At 68.4% G+C, this 18,481-nt stretch carries 23 protein-coding genes and 1 tRNA gene; 4 read left to right on the top strand and 20 right to left on the bottom strand.

The genetic code is table 11. The features are described from left to right. Nucleotides 1-9: 9 nt before the first annotated feature. The 3 genes from NVV57_10070 (at nt 10) to NVV57_10060 (ending at nt 1,925) form a co-directional block, all read left to right on the top strand. Entirely contained in the window at nt 10-306 is a 297-nt protein-coding gene (locus tag NVV57_10070) for an N-acetyltransferase (protein MCR6713004.1), read from the top strand. A gap of 47 nt (nt 307-353) precedes the next feature. After that, the gene (locus tag NVV57_10065; protein MCR6713003.1) at nt 354-1,259 is read left to right on the top strand and encodes a cation transporter; all 906 of its coding nucleotides are present in this window, start codon (nt 354-356) and stop codon (nt 1,257-1,259) included. A gap of 114 nt (nt 1,260-1,373) precedes the next feature. Then, a complete protein-coding gene (locus NVV57_10060; protein ID MCR6713002.1) occupies nt 1,374-1,925 on the top strand; it encodes a hypothetical protein in 552 nt (183 codons plus the stop codon). 33 nt (nt 1,926-1,958) lie between these two features. On the opposite strand, the gene NVV57_10055 is transcribed toward NVV57_10060, so the two are convergent. The 11 genes from NVV57_10055 to NVV57_10005 all read right to left on the bottom strand — a co-directional run bounded on the left by NVV57_10055 (nt 1,959) and on the right by NVV57_10005 (nt 11,979). Continuing rightward, nucleotides 1,959-2,588 (bottom strand): TetR/AcrR family transcriptional regulator, encoded by a 630-nt coding sequence (locus tag NVV57_10055; GenBank protein MCR6713001.1) that lies wholly within the window; start codon nt 2,586-2,588, stop codon nt 1,959-1,961. A 48-nt stretch (nt 2,589-2,636) separates the two neighbouring features. Beyond that, nucleotides 2,637-3,254, bottom strand: a complete 618-nt coding sequence (locus NVV57_10050; GenBank protein ID MCR6713000.1) for an alpha/beta fold hydrolase — start codon at nt 3,252-3,254, stop codon at nt 2,637-2,639. Further along, nucleotides 3,251-4,897: an amidohydrolase gene (locus NVV57_10045; protein ID MCR6712999.1), complete on the bottom strand. Its 1,647-nt coding sequence runs from the start codon at nt 4,895-4,897 to the stop codon at nt 3,251-3,253. Before NVV57_10045 ends, NVV57_10050 begins: the two co-directional genes overlap by 4 nt. 4 nt (nt 4,898-4,901) lie before the next feature. Then, a complete protein-coding gene (locus NVV57_10040) occupies nt 4,902-5,648 on the bottom strand; it encodes an SGNH/GDSL hydrolase family protein (GenBank protein ID MCR6712998.1) in 747 nt (248 codons plus the stop codon). Between the two features lie 40 nt (nt 5,649-5,688). Further along, nucleotides 5,689-6,438 carry an SGNH/GDSL hydrolase family protein gene (locus NVV57_10035; protein MCR6712997.1) on the bottom strand — a complete coding sequence of 250 codons (750 nt, stop codon included), beginning with the start codon at nt 6,436-6,438 and terminating at the stop codon, nt 5,689-5,691. 52 nt (nt 6,439-6,490) lie between these two features. Continuing rightward, complete coding sequence (gene nrdG / locus NVV57_10030) at nt 6,491-7,048, bottom strand: anaerobic ribonucleoside-triphosphate reductase activating protein (protein MCR6712996.1); 558 nt, start codon at nt 7,046-7,048, stop codon at nt 6,491-6,493. A gap of 2 nt (nt 7,049-7,050) precedes the next feature. After that, nucleotides 7,051-9,276 (bottom strand): anaerobic ribonucleoside-triphosphate reductase, encoded by a 2,226-nt coding sequence (nrdD, locus tag NVV57_10025; GenBank protein ID MCR6712995.1) that lies wholly within the window; start codon nt 9,274-9,276, stop codon nt 7,051-7,053. A 191-nt stretch (nt 9,277-9,467) separates the two neighbouring features. Next, a complete protein-coding gene (locus NVV57_10020) occupies nt 9,468-9,866 on the bottom strand; it encodes a PIN domain nuclease (GenBank protein MCR6712994.1) in 399 nt (132 codons plus the stop codon). Beyond that, a complete protein-coding gene (locus NVV57_10015) occupies nt 9,863-10,072 on the bottom strand; it encodes a type II toxin-antitoxin system VapB family antitoxin (GenBank protein MCR6712993.1) in 210 nt (69 codons plus the stop codon). The genes NVV57_10020 and NVV57_10015 overlap by 4 nt, the downstream gene beginning before the upstream one ends. Before the next feature lie 84 nt (nt 10,073-10,156). Then, a complete protein-coding gene (locus tag NVV57_10010) occupies nt 10,157-10,828 on the bottom strand; it encodes a response regulator transcription factor (GenBank protein ID MCR6712992.1) in 672 nt (223 codons plus the stop codon). After that, nucleotides 10,825-11,979: a histidine kinase gene (locus NVV57_10005; protein ID MCR6712991.1), complete on the bottom strand. Its 1,155-nt coding sequence runs from the start codon at nt 11,977-11,979 to the stop codon at nt 10,825-10,827. Before NVV57_10005 ends, NVV57_10010 begins: the two co-directional genes overlap by 4 nt. Before the next feature lie 175 nt (nt 11,980-12,154). On the opposite strand from NVV57_10005, the gene NVV57_10000 reads away from it, so the two are divergent. After that, on the top strand, nt 12,155-12,847 hold the full coding sequence (locus NVV57_10000) for a hypothetical protein (GenBank protein ID MCR6712990.1): 693 nt from the start codon (nt 12,155-12,157) through the stop codon (nt 12,845-12,847). Nucleotides 12,848-12,906: 59 nt separating this feature from the next. Here NVV57_10000 and NVV57_09995 read toward each other — a convergent pair. From NVV57_09995 to NVV57_09955, 9 genes are all read right to left on the bottom strand, one after another. After that, nucleotides 12,907-12,979: transfer RNA gene (locus NVV57_09995), tRNA-Ala, on the bottom strand. Nucleotides 12,980-13,049: 70 nt separating this feature from the next. After that, nucleotides 13,050-13,940, bottom strand: a complete 891-nt coding sequence (locus NVV57_09990) for a hypothetical protein (GenBank protein ID MCR6712989.1) — start codon at nt 13,938-13,940, stop codon at nt 13,050-13,052. Nucleotides 13,941-14,195: 255 nt separating this feature from the next. Beyond that, on the bottom strand, nt 14,196-14,807 hold the full coding sequence (locus NVV57_09985) for a histidine phosphatase family protein (GenBank protein MCR6712988.1): 612 nt from the start codon (nt 14,805-14,807) through the stop codon (nt 14,196-14,198). Then, on the bottom strand, nt 14,804-15,430 hold the full coding sequence (locus NVV57_09980; GenBank protein MCR6712987.1) for a histidine phosphatase family protein: 627 nt from the start codon (nt 15,428-15,430) through the stop codon (nt 14,804-14,806). Before NVV57_09980 ends, NVV57_09985 begins: the two co-directional genes overlap by 4 nt. Nucleotides 15,431-15,439: 9 nt before the next feature. Continuing rightward, nucleotides 15,440-16,045, bottom strand: coding sequence for a phosphoglycerate mutase family protein (locus NVV57_09975; protein ID MCR6712986.1), 606 nt, complete (start codon nt 16,043-16,045; stop codon nt 15,440-15,442). Further along, nucleotides 16,042-16,419 carry a ribosome silencing factor gene (gene rsfS, locus NVV57_09970; GenBank protein ID MCR6712985.1) on the bottom strand — a complete coding sequence of 126 codons (378 nt, stop codon included), beginning with the start codon at nt 16,417-16,419 and terminating at the stop codon, nt 16,042-16,044. The genes NVV57_09975 and rsfS overlap by 4 nt, the downstream gene beginning before the upstream one ends. Continuing rightward, a complete protein-coding gene (locus NVV57_09965; protein ID MCR6712984.1) occupies nt 16,416-17,711 on the bottom strand; it encodes a hypothetical protein in 1,296 nt (431 codons plus the stop codon). The genes rsfS and NVV57_09965 overlap by 4 nt, the downstream gene beginning before the upstream one ends. Then, on the bottom strand, nt 17,704-18,288 hold the full coding sequence (gene nadD, locus NVV57_09960; protein ID MCR6712983.1) for a nicotinate-nucleotide adenylyltransferase: 585 nt from the start codon (nt 18,286-18,288) through the stop codon (nt 17,704-17,706). Before nadD ends, NVV57_09965 begins: the two co-directional genes overlap by 8 nt. Next, nucleotides 18,288-18,434, bottom strand: a complete 147-nt coding sequence (locus NVV57_09955) for a hypothetical protein (GenBank protein ID MCR6712982.1) — start codon at nt 18,432-18,434, stop codon at nt 18,288-18,290. Before NVV57_09955 ends, nadD begins: the two co-directional genes overlap by 1 nt. Between the last annotated feature and the right edge of the window lie 47 nt (nt 18,435-18,481).

Here is an 18,481-nt window from a genome sequence, read left to right as displayed (position 1 = left end):
CGTCTAGGCATGGCCGAGACCACGATCATCCGCAACGACGAGCGCAACCGCTACGAGATTCAGGTGGATGGAGAGCTCGCGGGCTTCACCGACTTCATCGCCGGAGACGGCGGAATCGCCTTCACCCACACCGAGACGCTCCCCGCCTTCTCGGGGCGGGGCCTTGGCCTCGAACTCGCCAAAGGCGCCATCGCCGACGCCGTGTCGCGACAGCTGACGATCACTCCCCTGTGCCCGTTCATCCGCCGCTACCTGGAGCGCAACGAGGTGCCGGGCGCAGACGTGAACTTCCCCGAGCAGCGCTAGCCGTTCAGGTCCCGGCGCGCGGAGGCCGCATCGGCCAAGATGGAACTATGCCCACCCAACTGGAGCTCATCGCCAAGGGCGAGGAGCGCGGCCTGCGTGGGTCGATGTGGGTGTCCATCGCGCTGACCGCCGTCACCGCTGCGGTGGGTCTGGTCGTATCCAGCCAGCTGCTGATCCTCGAGGCGGCCTTCGGCACGATTGGCCTGCTGTCCACGTGGATGGCGCTCGCGGCCTCGCGCGCGGCCGAGCGCGGCCCCACCCGGCGCTATCCCTTTGGGCTGGACTCGCTGACGCCGCTCGTGGTCGCGATCCAAGGCGTCGCGCTGGGCGCCACCCTCGTGTACGCGGCGGTGACCGCGGTTGCGGACATTCTCGACGGCGGGCATCCGGTCAACGCTGGTGTTGTCGCCGTGATGGCTGGCGTGGCAGGCCTGGTGGGCGTGGGCTTTGCGGCGTGGCTGCGACGCATCAAGCCGGGAAGTGACCTCATCTCATCCGAGGCGCACCAGTGGCGAGCCGGCGGCGTGCGCGCCCTCGTGGCCGCGGTCGGCGCCGCACTTGGCGCGATCGCCGTATCTCGCGGGGCCCCCTTCACCGATTACGTCGACTCGGCACTCGTGCTCCTCGCGTGCGCACTCGTTGTTCCGGTACCGGTCAAGCTGGTGCGTCACGGCGTCAACGAACTGCTCGAGGGCCTTCCCGACCGCTCAACCATGGCGGCACTCGAGGACGCGGTCGCCACCGTCACGGCGTCGCTCGACCTGCCCCAGCCGCAGGTTCGCGCCACCAAGCTGGGCCTCAAGGTCTACCTCGACGTGCGCTACGTGGTCGTCTCCCCGGATGTCACCATCGGCTTCGAGGACCAGGTGCGGCGCGCCATGGCCGACGCTGTGGCCCACCTTCCGCTCGATGTGTGGGCCACGGTGCAGCTCACCTTGGGCGGCGACGAGTAGGGCCCACTCGCACCCCGGCACGGGGCTGGGATCGACGCGCTTCGTTGTTTATTGCCATCATTGCATTATTGCTATGCTTGCATCCGTCGTCACTGATGCTGAGGGAGCACGCACATGGCACTCGACATGGAACTCGCCACGCCGGAACCAAGCCGCCGCACGATTGTGCGGTCCGCTGCGTGGGCGCTGCCCGCGATAGCACTCGCCACCTCGTTGCCGGCGGCCGCGGCCTCCGGACCGATCGCCGCGGGCCCCTTCTCCGTGGCCGGCACGTGCTACTCGCGCACGCAGAAGGGCGTCGCGTACGAATTCAGGATCAGGTGGAACTTCGCGCTCGGAGCGGCCGGGCTCCCGGCCGGCACCCTCGTGATCATCGAGACCAAGGGCGGTGTGTACAACCACGCCTACCAGGTCACCGGCAGCGCCCTCTCGACGCCGACAGTCACCAACAGCGGCGGGGTGAGGACCAGTACCTACGTCCTTGGGAGCCAGGTCTACTCGCTCGACGACATGATCACCGGGTTCTACGCGTCGGCCTACGTCGGCGGCGTCGTGTGGTCTTGCTCGGTGACCATCGTGCTCCCCTCCGGGTATGTCGCCAGTTCCGGATCCGTGGCGTATGCAGAGGTGGGCGAGACGCAGCAGGGTCAGCTCCAGTGCGCTTAGCCCCAGCTCCTCGCGCCCGGCTGCTGTACTCGGTCAGAGTGTGGGCGGCACGGCGAGATCGATGAGGTCCGCGCCCAGCTGATTGCCCGTTCGCGTTGGCTCCAAGTCGCCGCTCTCGAAGCGGTCGCGGACCATGAGGATGGTGGAGATCCAGATAGAGAACACGGTGCCGGCGCGCGCACGCGGCGCCAGGTCGCCGGGCTTTGCCCCGGACCTCTGGGCCGCTGAAGCCGCGATCCGGTCCTGGGCGAGCACCCACTGGTGCATGACGTGTCCCGCGACCTCGGCGTTGCCAGAGGCGAGCATCTCTGCCATCGGGTGCAGGTCCGCCATGGACCCGAACGAGCGATCCGGCCAACCTTGCGCGTCGAGCTCGGCGAGTGCGTGCCTCACGCTCGCCGCCAGCGCCTCCTCGATGGGCCGCGCGTTGAGCGCATCGACGAAAGCCTCGAGCCAGCCGTCGAACTGCGCCAGCATGATCGCTGCCTTCGAGGGAAAGTGCAGGTAGATCGTGCGAATCGCCACGTCCGCGAGCTCCGCGATGTCCTCCATCGACGTGTTGTCGTATCCGCGCGTGGCCAGCAGCTCCTCGCCCGCAGCCGCGATCCGGGCGCGTGTCGCGGCCTTGCGTCGGTCAAACCGCGACTCGGCGGGCTCTGTCATAGGGAAACGGTAGCGGCAGCGGGTTCGCCTCACGGGAGGCGGCGGTCCTCAGCGCGCCAGCGCACGCTCGAGGAAATGGGTCAGATCCGCCAACTCCCGCTCGCTCACCGAGTGCGGCAGCCCCGGGTAGATGTGCACTTCAAGATCCGCGTGCTCAGGCAGGAACGCCTCCGTCACGGCGATGGCGGCGTCCGGAATCACCGGGTCGGCGTCGCCCCGACCCCAGAACACGGGACGTTGTGCGACAGCAAGCGCGGCGTCGGCCGGAAGCGCGCCGGGGGCGACGTAGCCGCTCAGGATCGCCGCGGCATGCACGCGCTCTGGGCGAGTGCGCAGCAGCTGCGAGGCCATGAGCCCTCCCTGGGAGAAACCGATGGGGATCAGCGGCGTGGGCGCGGGGATCGCGTCGTCGAGGAACTCCCAGAGGGACTCCGTGGCAGCGCCGATGCGGTCGAGGTTCCCGAATGAGTCCTCTGTATCCAGCTGATACCAGGCATAACCGAAGCTTGGGTGCCGCAGCGGGGCGCGCACGGAGGCCCATGCGAGGCCACGCGGAAGGTACCGCGCGAGGCCCGCAAGGTCGTTCTCGTCGGAGCCCCAGCCGTGCAAGAACACCGCTGTGGGGCCGGGAAGCGACCCGTATGAACCGACAGCGTGGAGGGTCACGAGGCATCCCCCGCGGCGAACACGCGCTCACCCTCGACGAAGGTCTGCAGTACGCGCGTCTCGCCAATGGCCTGTTGCGGTCCGGCAAAGGGATCTCGATCCAGCACCGCGAGGTCCGCGAGCTTGCCCACCTCGATGGTTCCCGTCTCCGCGTCCAGGTGGTTCACATGGGCGGACCCAGCCGTGTACGCGGTGAGCGCGCGGCGCAGCGTCAGCGCCTGTCCCGGGAGGAACGGCTCCTGCTCCCCCTCGTCCGGGGCCCATCGGTTCACGGCGGTGTGGATCGCGGCGAGCGGGTCCGGGCTTGAGACCGGCCAGTCGCTCCCGGCAGCGAGACGTGCGCCGGATCGAGCGAGCTCGCCGAACGGGTACTGCCACGCCCCCCGCACCTCCCCAAGGAACGGCAGCGTGAGCTCGGTCATCTGCGGCTCGTACGTGGCCCACAGGGCCTGCATGTTGGCGGTGACATCAAGGGCGGCGAAGCGCGGGATGTCCTCGGGATGCACCACCTGGATGTGGGCGATGTGATGGCGGGTATCGCGGCGCCCATTGCGCTCCAGAGCGTGCCCGACGGCGTCGAGGCACTCGCGCGTTGCACGGTCCCCGATCGCGTGGAAGTGCACTTGGAAGCCGCGGGCGTCCAGCTCGGCGACGGCGCGGTTCAGGAGGTCCGGCTCCACGAAGGAGATGCCGTCGTTGCTCGTGGAATGGCCGTGCCCATCCTCATACGGGGAGAGCATGGCGGCCGTGAAGTTCTCGGCGACGCCATCCTGCATGATCTTGACGCTCGTTGGGGCGAATCGCCCGGCCGCGAGGGTCGCGCGCCGCTCCTCGAGCTCGCCGATCTGCTCGAGTCCGCGGTCCCGGTCCCACCACAGGGCCCCCACCACACGGGCAGTTAACGACCCCTGTGTACCGAGAGAGTGATAGGCGGGGCCGGGGTCCCGCATGTCCGCATAGTCGCCCACGATCGCGTCCTGCCACGCGGTGATGCCAAATCCGTGCAGGTGCTGCTGCGCCGCGAGGAGCGCTCTGGCCCGCTCGTCCACGGTGGTCTGGGGAATGAGGGCGCCTACCAGGGCCATCGCGCCTTCGTGGAGGGTGCCGGTGGCGTTGCCGGCGGCGTCGCGCTCGATGCGCCCGTCTCGCGGATCCGGCGTCGCGCGGGTGATGCCCGCTAGTTCAAGGGCGCGCGAGTTGACCCACGCGCCGTGCGCGTCGCGGTTGATGAGGAACACCGGGCGATCGGACACGGCGGCGTCCAGGAGGGACGCCTCCGGCGTGCCGCCGGGGAACATCGACATGTACCAGCCCCCGCCCGTGATCCATGACTCATGCGGGCGCGCGGCCGCGTACTCGGCGACGATGGCCACGGCCTCCGGTCCGGTGGCGGCGCCTCGCAGGTTGCAACTGAGCAGGCTCATCCCGCCTTGGTACGGGTGGACGTGCGCGTCCTGGAAGCCGGGGATCAGCAGCCCACCGTGTAGCTCTACAACGTCGGTACCAGGCCCGATGAGGTCACGAACCTCATCTCCACCAACCGCGACCACCCGGCCACCGGCGACGGCGACGGCGGAAGCGGGTCTGGAAGCAGCGTCGGGCAGAAAGACGGAACCACCGACGAAGGCGAGGTCTGCGTGCACGCGCCTATGCTCCCATCCGGTGCCAGGTCGCGTACTTGGGCTCGCGGCCGCGGCCCGTGGAGCGCGAAGCGAGGCGGCGCCCAACGTACGGGAGCATGTGGACGCGAACGTACCGCGCCTCGGACCGGAGGGTCGCTCCAGGCGCCGGGTCGCCCTCCGGCGGCGGGTCGGTGGGGTAACCGAGCGCCGTCAGCACCGCGGCCGCCACGCGCGCGTGACCGAGGGGCCCCAAGTGCAGGCGGTCGTCGGCCCAATAGCGGAAGTCGCGGATGTCCTCGTCTTCCCAATTGCTGATGAGCCGATTGCCCGTTCTCGCCACGAGCCCGAGCGCCGCCTCCATGTACGCGTCCCCGCGCCCGTCCATGAGCCGCGCCAGGGGCAGCCGCGGCGTGGGGTGCGCTCCCGTGACGAACACCAGCGGGACCCCCGCCTCGCGGCACGCGTCCACGGCCCGCTGCGTGAGCCGCATCATCTTCTTCACGCTGAAGGTTGGGCGGAGCATGTCGTTGCCGCCGCCGTTGAACAGGATCAGGTCGGGTTGGGGGTCGAGCGCGAGGGCGGCGTCCAGCTGGGTGGTGGCGATGGGTTTGAGGATGCGCCCGCGGATCGCAAAGTTCGCGTAGTAGACCGGCTCGTCGAGGCGCTGGGCGAGCGCGTGTGCCACCCGGTCCGCCCAGCCGCGCGGCTCGCCGTGCTCGTCCTCGTCGCCGACGCCCTCCATGAAGCTGTCACCGACGGCCGCAATTCGCACCCATCGATCGTATGCCGATGGGGCGCCTACCTGCGTTGTACTACACCTGCACGGCGGTCCAACTGGGGTGCTTGGGGCTGCGGCCGTCGCCCGAGGACCTTCCGAGGATGCGCCGACCCACCCACGGTGCCGCGTACCGCACGCCATACGCCGCGTCGCCGCGCCTGGTGCGTGGGGGCGCGGGGCTTCCCGGTGGCGGGGTCGGCGTCGCGACACCGAGCGCAGTGAGCACTATCGCGGCAACGCGCTCGTGGCCAAGCGAGTTCAGATGTAGCCGATCCTCCGACCAATAGCGCGCGTCACGCAGCTCCTCATCGTCGAAACAGCTGATGAAGCTGGCACCCGCAATCCCGGCTATCAGTCCTGGTATAGCGTCGGTGAGTTCACGCCCGCGGCCGTTGAAGGTGGCGCCCATGGGGAGCCGGTCGCTCGGGTTGGGCCCGCTGAGGATCAGGAGGTCCACACCCGCCTCGGCGGTGCGCTCCACGACTCGCGCCAACAACTCGGTGCAGCGCTGCGTCGAATACCCGCGGCGCATCATGTCGTTGCCGCCGCCGTTGATCACCAGCAGATCGGGCTTGGGCTCCAGTGCGAGCGCCGCATCCACCTGCTCGGTGGCGATGGGTTCCAGGAGGCGCCCGCGGACCGCGAAGTTCGCGTAGAAGACGTGCTCCAGGCCGTTGACCGCGAGTCCCTCGGCCACGCGATCCGCCCAGCCACGAACGGAGCCGTCGGCCTGCTCATCGCCGACGCCCTCGATGAAGCTGTCCCCCACGAAAGCGATTCGCACGGATGAATCCTACGGGCGGCCGGCGCGCATGGGCATGCCCCCGTTGCCAATGTCACATCGCGCACACTGCACGGGCCGACGCTGCCTCCAGTGACGCCCGCACGTCCAGCACTCGCTGGTTGCGGCTGCCGCGGAACTGCAGCGTCAGGTCTCGCTCCCCCGCCAGATACGGCCCGTCCACGAGCACGTCGCACGCGCGGAGCAGCTCCAGCTTGTCCCCTCCCTCGGCGCAGAGCTGCTCGAACGTGTAGCCCGACCACGCCCACACGTCCTTGGACCCGCCGAACTCCTCACGCACCGCCGCCACCAACGAAAGGCACACGCCGGTGTTGAGGAACGGCTCGCCGCCCAGGAGCGACAGCCCCTGGACGGCCGGGTGCGCGAGGTCGCCGAGGATCCGCGCCTCGAGCTCGCCGTCGTAGGGTCGCCCGTAGCGGAAGCTCCACGCGGCCTCGTTGAAGCAGCCCTCGCACTTGAACAGGCAACCGCTCACGTACAGGGCGCAGCGCACCCCCTCGCCATCCACGAACGTGAACGGCTTGTAGTCCGCGACGAAGCTTTGGCTCACGCGCTCGCTTCGCCACAGCGTCGGGTCTGGTGCAAGGGGCATGGCTACGGAACTCGGGTTCTACCAGGCATGTGCTTGACGCGTGAGGCGATCTCCTGGTGGCGACCGTGCACCATGGGCCGCTGCTGGGGGTTGCCGAGGTAGCCGCACGTGCGCTTCACGACGTCGCACGTGCGCGGGTCCTCATTCCCGCACTCCGGGCACGAGAATCCACGCTCGGTGGGGTTGAAGTCGCCCGAGAAGCCACACTCGTAGCAGCGGTCGATGGGCGTGTTGGTACCCAGGTAGCCCACGCGGTCATAGGCGTAGTCCCACACCGCCTCGAGCGCCTTGGGGTTCTGCTGCAGCACCGGGTATTCGCAGTAGTGAATGAACCCGCCCGTCGCGAGGTCCGCGTAGGGCGCCTCGAAGTCCAGCTTCTCGAAGGGAGTTGGGCTCTTGCGCACGTCGTAGTGGAAGGAGTTCGTGTAGTAGTCCTTGTCCGTGATGTCCGCGACCTCGCCGAACCGCTCCTTGTCCATGCGGCAGAAGCGGTCGGTGAGGCTTTCGCTCGGCGTCGAGTACACGCTGACCTGGTAGCCCGACGCTGCCGTCCAGTCCCGCGCGTGGGTCCGGATCGCGCGGAGCACGTCGAGCGTGAACTCCTTCGCCTCCGCGTTGCCCTCCCACGCGCCGCCATAGAAGGCGGCCGCCACCTCGTAGAGCCCTATGTAGCCCAGCGACACGGTGGCGCGACCGTTCGCGAAAAGCTGGTCCACAGCGTCGGCCGGCCCCAAGCGCTTACCGAACGCGCCGAACTGGTACAGGATGGGCGCGTTGGTGGGCGCGGCCTCCTTGCAGCGCGCGATGCGGAACATGAGGGCGTCGTGGACGATGCTCAGCCGCTCCTCCAGCAACGCCCAGAACACCTCCTTGCTGCCGCGCGACTCGAGCGCGACGCGCGGCAGGTTGAGCGTCACGACGCCGAGGTTCATGCGTCCTTCCACGGTGTCGCGGCCGTCCTCGTCTTCCCACCCCTGCAGGAAGCTGCGGCAGCCCATGGGCGCCTTGAACGAGCCCGTCATCTCCACAATGCGGTCGTAGCTGAGCACGTCCGGGTACATGCGCTTGGTGGCGCACTCGACGGCGAGCTGCTTGATGTCGTAATTGGGGTCGCCAGGGTCCAGGTTGAGGCCGCGCTTGAGGGTGAACAGGAGCTTGGGGAAGATCGCGGTGCGGCCCTCGCCGCCAAGGCCGCGGATGCGGATGTTCAGGATCGCGATCTGGATCTCGCGCTCGAACCAGTCGGTGCCGAGGCCGAAGCCAACCGACGTGAAGGGGGTCTGGCCGTTGGACGTGAAGAGCGTGTTGATCTCGTACTCGAGCGACTGCATCGCGTCGTAGATGTCCTTGCGGGTCTTGGCCTGGGCGTACTCGCGCCTCCTGTTGGCGTCATCGATCCACTCCGGGCCAATCCAGATCTCGGCATCTGCCAGGTGCTTCTCGAAGTTCAGCCTCGCATAGGGCGCGAGCAGTTCATCCGCCCTGTTGACCGTGCAGCCGCCGTACTGGCTGCTGGAGACGTTCGCGATGATCTGCGAGATCTGGGCCGTGGCGGTCTGGATGCTTCTTGGGGGCGTGACCGCGGCGTTGCCGATGCGGAAGCCCGTAGCGAGCATCGTCTCGAAGTCGATGAGGCAGCAGTTGGTCATGGGCTGATAGGGGTGGTAATCGAGATCGTGGTAGTGGATGTCGCCCTTCTGGTGGGCGTTCGCCACGTGCGGCGGGAGCATTCGCAGGCCGATCGACTTCCCCACAATCCCGGCGGTGAGGTCGCGCTGGGTGTTGAAGACCTGCGAGTCCTTGTTGGCGTTCTCGTTGACGAGCGTCGCGTCCTTGTCCAGCAGCTTGTTGATGGAGTGGTTGAGGTCCGTGGCCTTGGAGCGAGCGAAGTCGCGCTGCACGCGGTAGTCGATGTACGCGCGGGCCACCTCGTACTCGCGGGCCTCGAGCAGGACGTGCTCCACGACGGACTGGATCTCATATATCTTGACCTCTGTTGTGAAGCGCTCCTGGAGCTCGCGGTCGATCTGCTGGGTGAGTGTTGCGATGGTGCGGGCGTGCTGGTCGGTGACGTCGTCGTGGACCGCCGCGAAGGCCTTGTGGAGCGCCTCGCGGATGCGGCCGTCATCGAACGTGAGCGTGCGGCCGTCGCGCTTGACGACCGTCAGGGTGCCCGACGGTGTGGCTAGGTTGGGTGGGGACGTACGGCTGACATCGGTGGCAGTCATGGTGCTCCTCCGAGCGGGATCAAGCGTGGCGCCACCGGGGAGTTGGCCACTACATGTTGTGTGAATATACGTTACGTAACACTAGATGTAGTGGCATGGGACCTTCTTGGGACTTTGGTCCCAAGTGGCGTGAGTGGACGTCGCCCTACGCGCGGCCGCAGGTTCCGCGAACCCTCAGAGGTCGATCTCGGTCACAAGAGCGACACGGTATTGAGCCCGCCGCAGGCGGCGAGGACTTCGAAGTCCCGGTCGCGATGCAACACCACCAGGTCCAGGCGTAGCGCGACGGCCGCGATCTGGCAGTCGCCAAGATTGCGGACAGTCTGGCCCGCGCGGCGGCACGAGCGCTGGAGGGCCGCAGCGAGGAAGGAATCGGCCAGCGGCACTGCGGGCAGGACGTCGAACGCTTCCAGCATGCGACGCCGGTCGTTGGCAGTCGCTTCGTCCGTGGTCCCGCTTAGCAACTCCATCATGACGGTCTCCGGCACGGCAATGTCCGCGCCCGCGCGAATCATGCGCTCCAGATAGTCGCCGACTTCGCTCGCCCCTGGACGCAGGTACTCAATCCAGACAGATGTGTCGACGATCATCCGTCAAGCGACCAATCGCCCTCGATCTCCTCATTCGTGAGCTCGAAGCCGCTGCCCCGCATCGCGAGGACCTCTTCCCGCGTCTTGGGCGCGATCGCTAACTGGCGAAGCGCATACTCCACCGCGCTGCGCTTTGAGGGGAGGTGGTATCGCAACATCACCGCGGCGACGAGCTTGTCGTCGATCTCGATGTTGGTGCGCGTCATACACATACCGTACACCTTGTTGGTGCATCTGCGGCCGTGCGATTCTCGCTCGCCCGTGGAATGGCGGACGCCGCGTCCTGCCTCCTACCCGGGCCTCCGCCTCGGCTCCACGAGCCCGTACTCGTACGCCGCGATGACGGCCTGCACCCGATCCCGCAGCTGCAGCTTGGCGAGCACGCGGCTCACGTGCGTCTTGACCGTGCCTTCGGAGATGAACAGCGCCGCGCCTATCTCCGCGTTGCTGCGCCCGGCCGCGACCTCGCTCAGCACGTCCCTTTCCCGCTCTGTGAGCGCCGCGAGCGGCCCGTCCTCGAGGCGCGGGGCGCCCGTCATGAAGTTCTCGATGATCCTGCGCGTCACGTCCGGCGCCAGCAGCATCTCTCCCGAAGCCACGGCCCTAATCCCCGCGAGCAGCTGTTCCGGCGTCGCATCCTTGAGCAGGAACCCGCTCGCGCCCGCACGCAGCGACGCGAAGATGTAGTCCTCGATCCCGAACGTCGTGAGCATCACCACACGGGTTTGCGGGCTCGCCTCGAGGATGGGCGCGATGACCTCAACACCGTCACGCCCTGGCATCCGAATGTCCAGCAGCATGACGTTGGGCCGCGCGGTGCGCGCCAGCGTGATCGCCTCCTCGCCGCTGCTCGCCTCGCCCGCAAACACGAGGTCGGCCTGCGAGTCGAGCATCATGCGAACCCCCGCACGCAGCAGCTGCTGATCGTCAACAACCGCCACGGAGATCTCGGCGCCAGTCACGTAGCCACCGCCGTAGGCAGCACGGCCCTGATGCCATAGCCGTCGCCGCTCGGCCCGGCCTGCAGCTGCCCACCAAGCGAGTCCACGCGCTCCCTCAATCCCACCAACCCCAGTTCGGAACCCCCAAGGGCTCCGTCGTCACGGCCCGACGCGCTGGCCACCCGCACTTCAAGCGCGCCTTGGTCTCGGCTCACCACCACGGACGTGGGAACCGGCCCAGCGTGCTTGAGGATGTTGGTGAGGCCCTCCTGCACAATGCGGTAGGCCGCGAGTTGAACGCCCGGCGGCACGTGGTCGAGCCCTTCGGCGACGTCCACGTCCACGGTCATCCCCAACTGCAGCATGCGGGCGCACAGCGTGGGGATGTTCGCGAGCACCGGCTGCGGGGCGGCCCCAGCATCGTCGTTGCGCAGCACCTTGAGCATGGTCGCCAGCTCGTGCAGCGTCTCCCTGCCCACGTTCTCGATGAGCTCGAGCGCCCTGTTGGCCGCACCGGGGTCCGTGGCAGCGGCCAATCGCGCCCCGCCTGCCTGCATCACGATCACGGTGATCGAGTGGGAGACCACGTCGTGAAGCTCGCGCGCGATGCGCGTGCGTTCGCTCAGCGCAGCGCGCTCCTCGGCCCGTGCGCGCTCCAACTCGAGCGCCATCGCCTTCGCCCTGTTGCTCGCCGAGCCGGCGATGAGGCGCCCAATCCCCCAGGCACCCAGCAGCATCACCACATCGATCAGCACGTCGCTCGCGATGTGCAGCCCCGGGTAGCGGACGATCACCACGCCAAACCCCGCGAGCGAGATGATGGGCGCCCACACGGCCCGCTCCCACGGTTCGTGGCGCCCCACCGAGTACATCGCCACGACCCACACCAGGAACTGGCCCCACAGCGTCAGCAGCACCGAGAACAGCATCGCGGGAATCACCACCACGGCCACGGCGATCGCGAGCGCGGCGAGCGGCCACCGGCGACGGATCAACAACGAGCCGCTCGCAAGCACAATCGGAATGACCGCGCTCGACAGCGGCGCATCGCCGTAAGGCTCCGTCAGCGGCGCGTAGAGATCCACGAGTCCCATGACGAGGAACGCCACCGCTGGCGTCACATCGAACAGCAGCACTCGCCACAGCGGCTCGCGCGCGTCGGCCTCGACCATGTTCGCCAGCCTATCCATGCCGCACTCACACGGCATCGGTCGCGCGGAGGACCCCTATCCCCCGCACGACAGATGCGAACTGGCCGCATGGCCCATGCACACGAGACCCCAGCCAGACGTGAGCCGGGTGCCCACATCCATAGCGTCGGGCTTACCACCAACCGAAGGAGAGATCATGCAAGAGACATCAACCGACAGGGCGCGTCGCTGGCTCACCGTGATGGGACTCATCGCCGGCCCCATCCTCGCTTCCATCGCCGCCCTCATCATCCTTGGCGTTCCCCAGTCCGAGGACATGCGCACGAGCTTCACCACCATGGGCGAGCACGCGAACACGCTCGTCATGTCCGAGATGATCGAGATTGCGGGCTTCGCCATCACGGCGCTCGCGCTCATCGCCGCCACCGCGCTCGTGCGCGCACGCGGCGGGGTGGTCGCGACGATCGGCGCGATCATGGCGGGCTTCGGCATCGCCGGGTTTGGCCTTGCCAACGGCTCGGGCCTCGCCGTCCTCGCCTTGGCCACGCAGTCCGACGCCGACACGGCTTTCACATTCGCGAAGGCCATCACGGACGCGGGACCCCTGCTCACCGGGAGCAGCCTGGGATGGATCCTCGAGATCGTGGGCCTCATCGGGTTCGCTCTCGTGTTCCTTGGCCTGTGGCGCGGTCGCATCATCCCCGTGTGGCCCTTTGTGCTGTGCCTCGTGGGGTCGCTCGCCAACGCGGCGGTCCCTTCTCCCCCAACGGTGCTGGCCTCCACGCTGCTCGCATGCGTCGCCGGGACCTGGGCCGCAATTCGCATCGCGCACACGAGCCGCGCTGGCGACCCCGCGCAAGACGGAGCCGTGAAGGCGTTGGCTCTCTAGGGGGCAAACGCAAAGGGACCGCCCATTCGGGCGGTCCCTACGCTCTGTCTCAACCAGAGTGGAGCTGAGGGGACTCGAACCCCTGACCCCCTGCATGCCATGCAGGTGCGCTACCAGCTGCGCCACAGCCCCGCAGTTGTACAAACAACACGGCGCTCTCGAAAGAGCGACTGCCATAGTAGCCCAACCGCGCGGGCAACCCCTAATCGGAGGGCTTGGTTCGCCTGAGTCTGCCGGCCACCGCGGAGCTTGCCCTCTTCGCGGTGCCGACCACAGCGTCGGACCCCTTCTTGGCCGCCTCGATGGCCTTCGAAGAGACCTGCGTGGCAACGGTGGGCTCATCGCCGATGCCAAGCCAGTGGGGCCACTCCCCGAGCGGCGCGCTGAATCCTTCGCGGCACGACTTCACCACGCCCGAGCCGAACCAGTAGCTCGTGGCGCCGCCGACGAATGCGCCTATGAACGGCAGCGCCTTGGAGCCGACGCGCGCCGTGCCCATCACGGCCCCGCGGGCGAGCGCCTCCTTGGCGAGCACCATCGCCACCGGCACGAGGGCCGAATCGGGCAACTGCTGTGACACGAGGTCGCCCCACTTGGGCGAGACCTTCGAGATCGTGTTCTCGGTGGCCATGCGCGCGCCCGTGAACGTGGCTCCGGCCGGCAGCGCGGTCATGACGAGGTCCGTCACGCGGCTCTTGCGCTTCTCCCCCAGCATCGCGCCCAGGACCACGACCTTGGCGCGGTCGGGGTCGTCGATGCGATAGCCGCGCAGCTCCGCCATGCAGATCGCGAACAGCGCCGTTGCCTCGTAGAAGAAGGTCAGGTCCGCGACGCCAAGGGCGATCGCTGTGGGGATGCCGACCACGGGAATGGTCGCGGTGGCACCGGCGGCGGCGCTCGCTCCCGTGGTGCTCGCGAGGTACCACTGCTCGATGATCTTCATGACCTCCGCGGGCGTGGCGTCCGGGTGCTTGCGGCGGATCTCCTTGATGTACGCGAGCGCTGCGGGGCGCTGCTTCGCGATGATCGCGAACAGGCGATTCTGGAAGTCTGCGGGCAGCGCGCTCCCGCTCACGGTCTGCAATTCGCTCATCACCCCAGTATGACCGCCCCGCCTCGCGGTTTAGGCACGTCAGTCCTGCTCCTGCCTTGCAAAGTGCCTGGCTTATGCATCTCAGTCCTGTTCCGACCTCGTGCCGCAACTGTGGGGTGACGTGGCGCGAACCGAGCGACGGGGGCGCGGCAGCACCGCGAGATCAGGACTGAGATGCCTAAACCAAGCCTCGGACCGGCTGTGACCAGGACTCAGCTGCCTAAACGGGTGGAGGTTGAGGCGCCGGGGCGCGAATCAGTCCGCGCCGATTCCGAACGCCTCGATGTGCCACGCCCCCGACTCGACCTTGCGCACCGACGCGCACCCCGCGTGCGGCACGCGGCCGAGCGCAAGGGACGACGCCGGCTCGCCTATCGCGGCGAGCAGACCAAGCGTGATGGGGCTGCCGTGGGTCACCACCACCGCGGGGCTGTCGTCGTCCCAGATCTTCTCGAGCCCAGCGAGCACCCGCGCGCCCACGGCCTCTTGACCATCCCAGCCAGGGATATCCGGGTCTACGCCGCTCTCGCGCTGCGCCCACTGCTCGGGCCAGTCGCGGCGCACCTCGTCCCACGTCAGCCCCTCCCACGCGCCATACGAGCGCTGGGTGAAGGCCTCGTCGACGATCACGGAGCCGCCTAGCAGTTGGGTGAGCGTCTGGGCCGTCTGGACTGCCCGTAGCAGGGGTGATGAGTAGACGCGCAGCTCCGGCCAGTCGCGAGCGACATACCGATCGGCGATCCGCCGGGCGGCCCACGTGGCGCGCGCGATCCCCGCATCGTCGAGCGGAGTGTCGACGCGGCCCTGAACCACGCCGCCCTCGTTGGAGGCAGTCGGCGCGTGCCGCCACAGGATGATCCGGCTCACTGCCCCACCCCCGGGTACAGCACGTCCACCCACACGTTGTGGCGCTCGAGCGTCCATTGGCCGTCGGGCCTACGCCGCAGCCGGGACCAGCACGTATTGCCCAGATTTCCCAGGGTCCGGTGGCTCAGAGACAGCCCGAGCAGCCCCATCATCCCGATGCGCGACGAGGATCCGTGGGAGAAGACCACAACGTCGGACGGCGCTCGGGACGCCCATTCCTCGATCGCCTCGGACATGCGCGCGGCCACCACGTCGTGCACCTCGAAGCCGTCCAGGTGAGGGTTGCCGCCCTCATGCCAGGCCTCCACCTCGGCGGGCCAGCCGGCCTCCCTCGCCTCGGCCGTGATGCCCTCCCACGGTCCGTAGGCGCGCTCCCGCAGCCGCTCGTCAACCGCGACGGGCTGTCCCAATACGGAACCGAGCGCCAAACCGGTGTCGTGCGCGCGGGACAGCGGCGAGGAGACGAGCACAGCGTCGGGCGATACCAAGCGAGCGAGCGCGGAAGCCATCTGCCGCGCCTGCTCACGCCCAGCGTCGGCGAGCGGCACGTCCGATGTCCCCTGCAAGAGCCCGCGCGCGTTCCACTCGGTCTCGCCGTGGCGGACGATGAATACGCGGGTCACACCTTGACCCTAGCGACGTGCGCGGGCGTTGTGCTCGTGAAGCGTCCATGCTCCCGTGCGGAACGGGGTGAGGATGGACCAGGTGCAGTTGCCCAGGTACCCAATGAGCGGCGAGTTGTGCGCGAGCCCCATGAGATCCAGGATGAGCATCCGCCCTGAAGAGCCGTGCGTTACGAATACCAGGTCGTTCGTGGCGCGATCCTGCCAGTTGGCGAGCGCCTCGCGCATGCGTGCGGCCACCGCCTCATGACGCTCGTAGCCCTCGAGCGAGACGGGCTCATTGCCGACGTTCCAGGTGGCGCTCGCCTCGGGGTAGCCCGCGTCGCGCTCCGCGACGGTGAGCCCCTCCCACACGCCATAGGTGCGCTCGACGAGCCTCGCATCCGTGGTGACCTCGGTGCCGCACGCGTCGGCGACAGCCTGGGCGGTATCCAGGGCGCGTGCCAGCGGCGACGCCACGATGAGGGGACTGACGAGTTCGCCGGCGAGAGCGTCGGCGGCCGCTGCAGCCTGGGCGCGACCCAGCGCATTGAGGTGCACGTCCGAACTGCCCTGAATCCGACGCTCGACGTTCCAGTCCGTCTCCCCGTGACGGACGATGACCAGGCGCTTCACTCGGCTGCGGGGGCGGGCGCCGACGGAAGGGGCACCACTGGGCAGTCCTTCCACAGTCGCTCAAGCTCGTAGTACGCGCGATCCTCCTGGTGCATCACGTGCACGATGAGGTCGTTGAAGTCCAGCACCGCCCAGCGACCGCCACGTGCGCCCTCGCGACGCAGCGCCTTGGCGCCGCCGGAGTGGAGCCTCTCCTCGATCGCGTCCACGATCGCCACGACCTGACGCTCGTTCGCCCCGGACGCGATGAGGAACACGTCGGCGAGGGGCATCTTCTCGCTCACGTCGAGCGCAATGATCTGTTCGGCCTTCTTGTCCTCCGCCGCGAGCGCCGCGTTGCGCGCGAGGTCAAGCGCCCGCTCGGAAGCCGTCACGAACCGGACCTCGCGATGTTCCACGCGACTACGCCGAGCAGGAACGCGATGGAGCCGATCACCGCAAGGTGCGCCCACCGGAAGTGGCGCGTGCCGCCTCCCACCTGGGGCTCGACGACTCGCTGCGGGATCGCTCCCGTTGACGTCAGTGGCTCGGTGGAGCGCAACTGCGCCTGCTGCTCGACGGTGGGGTTGGCTTGCGTGTTCAGCAGCGCGCTGAGATCGGGGCGGGGAAGCTCCTGCTGAACCGGCTCGGCGGGCAGCTCGCGCACGGGCGAAGCGCCGGGGTTGATCAGCGGATGGGAGTCCCACAGCGAGGGCGCGGGGCTCTCGTCTGCCACTGGCACGGCGGCGGCTCCACGACCTTCGCCGCGCTCCGAAGGAGTCGCGGGCACAAGGGCGCTCCACACGGGGCTCAGGCCGGGCGCGTCGCCCTTCTTGGGCTCCGACGGAACGGGCAGGTCCTGGACGAACGGCACCTCAGCGAGGTCAACGGGGGCGTCATGCGGAGCTTCGGCGGACGCCGGCTCGGATGCCGGAGGCAATTTGGGCTCGCGAACCGGCTCGTCGACGGTTGGGGCGTTCCAGAGCGCCTCGACATCGACGCCCTCCGGAAGCGCGGGGACCTCGGACGGCGCCTCTTCGACCACCGGGTGCGCGCCGGTGCTGGCGCGAGTGATGTCCTCCATCGCCTCATGAGTGAGTTGACGGATCTCGTCCGCGGCGGAGGGGTTGGTCGTGAAGACGTCGTTTGTCCGCTGGGTCTCCAAGGCACGCGCCTGCAGCGAGCCCGGCGGGAAGAGGTGGCGAAGGTCAGCGGGGATCTGCGACACCGGCTGCGCGGGCTCGGCGGCGGGCTCGGGCTCAGGCTCGGCCTCAGGCGCGACCTCGGCCACTGGCTCGGGCTGCGGTTCAGGTTCGGGCGCGACCTCGGCGACGGGTTTCGGCTCGGGCTCGGCCACCGGCTCCGGCTGCGGCGCAACCTCGGCGAACGCGGCAGCGGCTCGCTCCTGCTCGGCGCGCTCGGCGGCGAGGCGTTCCTGCTCTGCGATGACCTCAGGGGTCATCGCGGGCATCTGCCCCGTTGCGATGAGCTCCTCTTCCTCGGTCCACGTCTCAAGCGGGTTTGCGAGTCGCTCAAGGCGACGGCGCTCGCGCCGGCTGAGGATGCTGACGGTCTCGGGCTCGCCCGCGACGGGCAGCGCCTGGGTCACCTCGCCCTCGGCTGCGCGCGCCGCCTCTTCCATTGCCCGCCGCTCACGGCGCGACAATGGCTGGGCCGCCTCAGTCATGCAATCCTCCGAGATAGAGCTGATGGTCGTCTACGTACTGTGCAACCGCGTCGGGCACAAGGTAGCGGATGGGTGCGCCAGCCCTCACACGGTCGCGAATATCTGTCGAGGATACCGCCAACGCTGGAACCGGTACCAGGACGTGTGGTGCATCCAACTGTGTCAACGAATGACCGGGCCGCGTGACTCCCACGAACGTGGCCAGTGTGATCAGCGTCTCGTAGTCCTTCCACCGCTGCAGGGTCGCGAGCGAGTCCGCCCCCGTGATGAAGAAAAGGTCCGCCACAGGGTGCTCACTGCGAAGGTCCGCCAGGGTGTCGACCGAATAGGTGGCGCCTCCCCGAACGAGATCAACGTCGCTGGTGCTGAGCCTTGGGTCTCCCGCTATCGCGGCTTGGCACATCGCCAGCCTGTCGCTGCCCGACGCTGTTGGGGGCGGCTTCAAAGGCTGGGCATTCGCTGGGACGAGAAGGACGACGTCGAGGCCGAGGTCGTGGTGAACCTGGGACGCGGCCGCGAGGTGGCCGATGTGGACGGGATCGAAAGTGCCGCCGAGAATGCCGATCCGGGTCACGATCAGTGACGCGTGCCGACGCTCCGGAATGCGAACGCGGTGACCAGCAGGCCGGTGAGGATGATGAACGCGAGCAGGCCGAAGGCAGCCGGTGGGACGCTGGACTCGCTGGCCTTCTCCGTGGCCTCGGCAAGCAGTGCAGTCACCATCTCGGTTCCTCTCGTTCCGTGAGCCTCAAGTATTTCACGAGTTGAGG

Origin of the sequence: Demequina sp. (assembly GCA_024707205.1) — a bacterium.
GTDB lineage: Bacteria > Actinomycetota > Actinomycetes > Actinomycetales > Demequinaceae > Demequina.
This window is presented reverse-complemented; position numbering and strand designations above follow the sequence as displayed.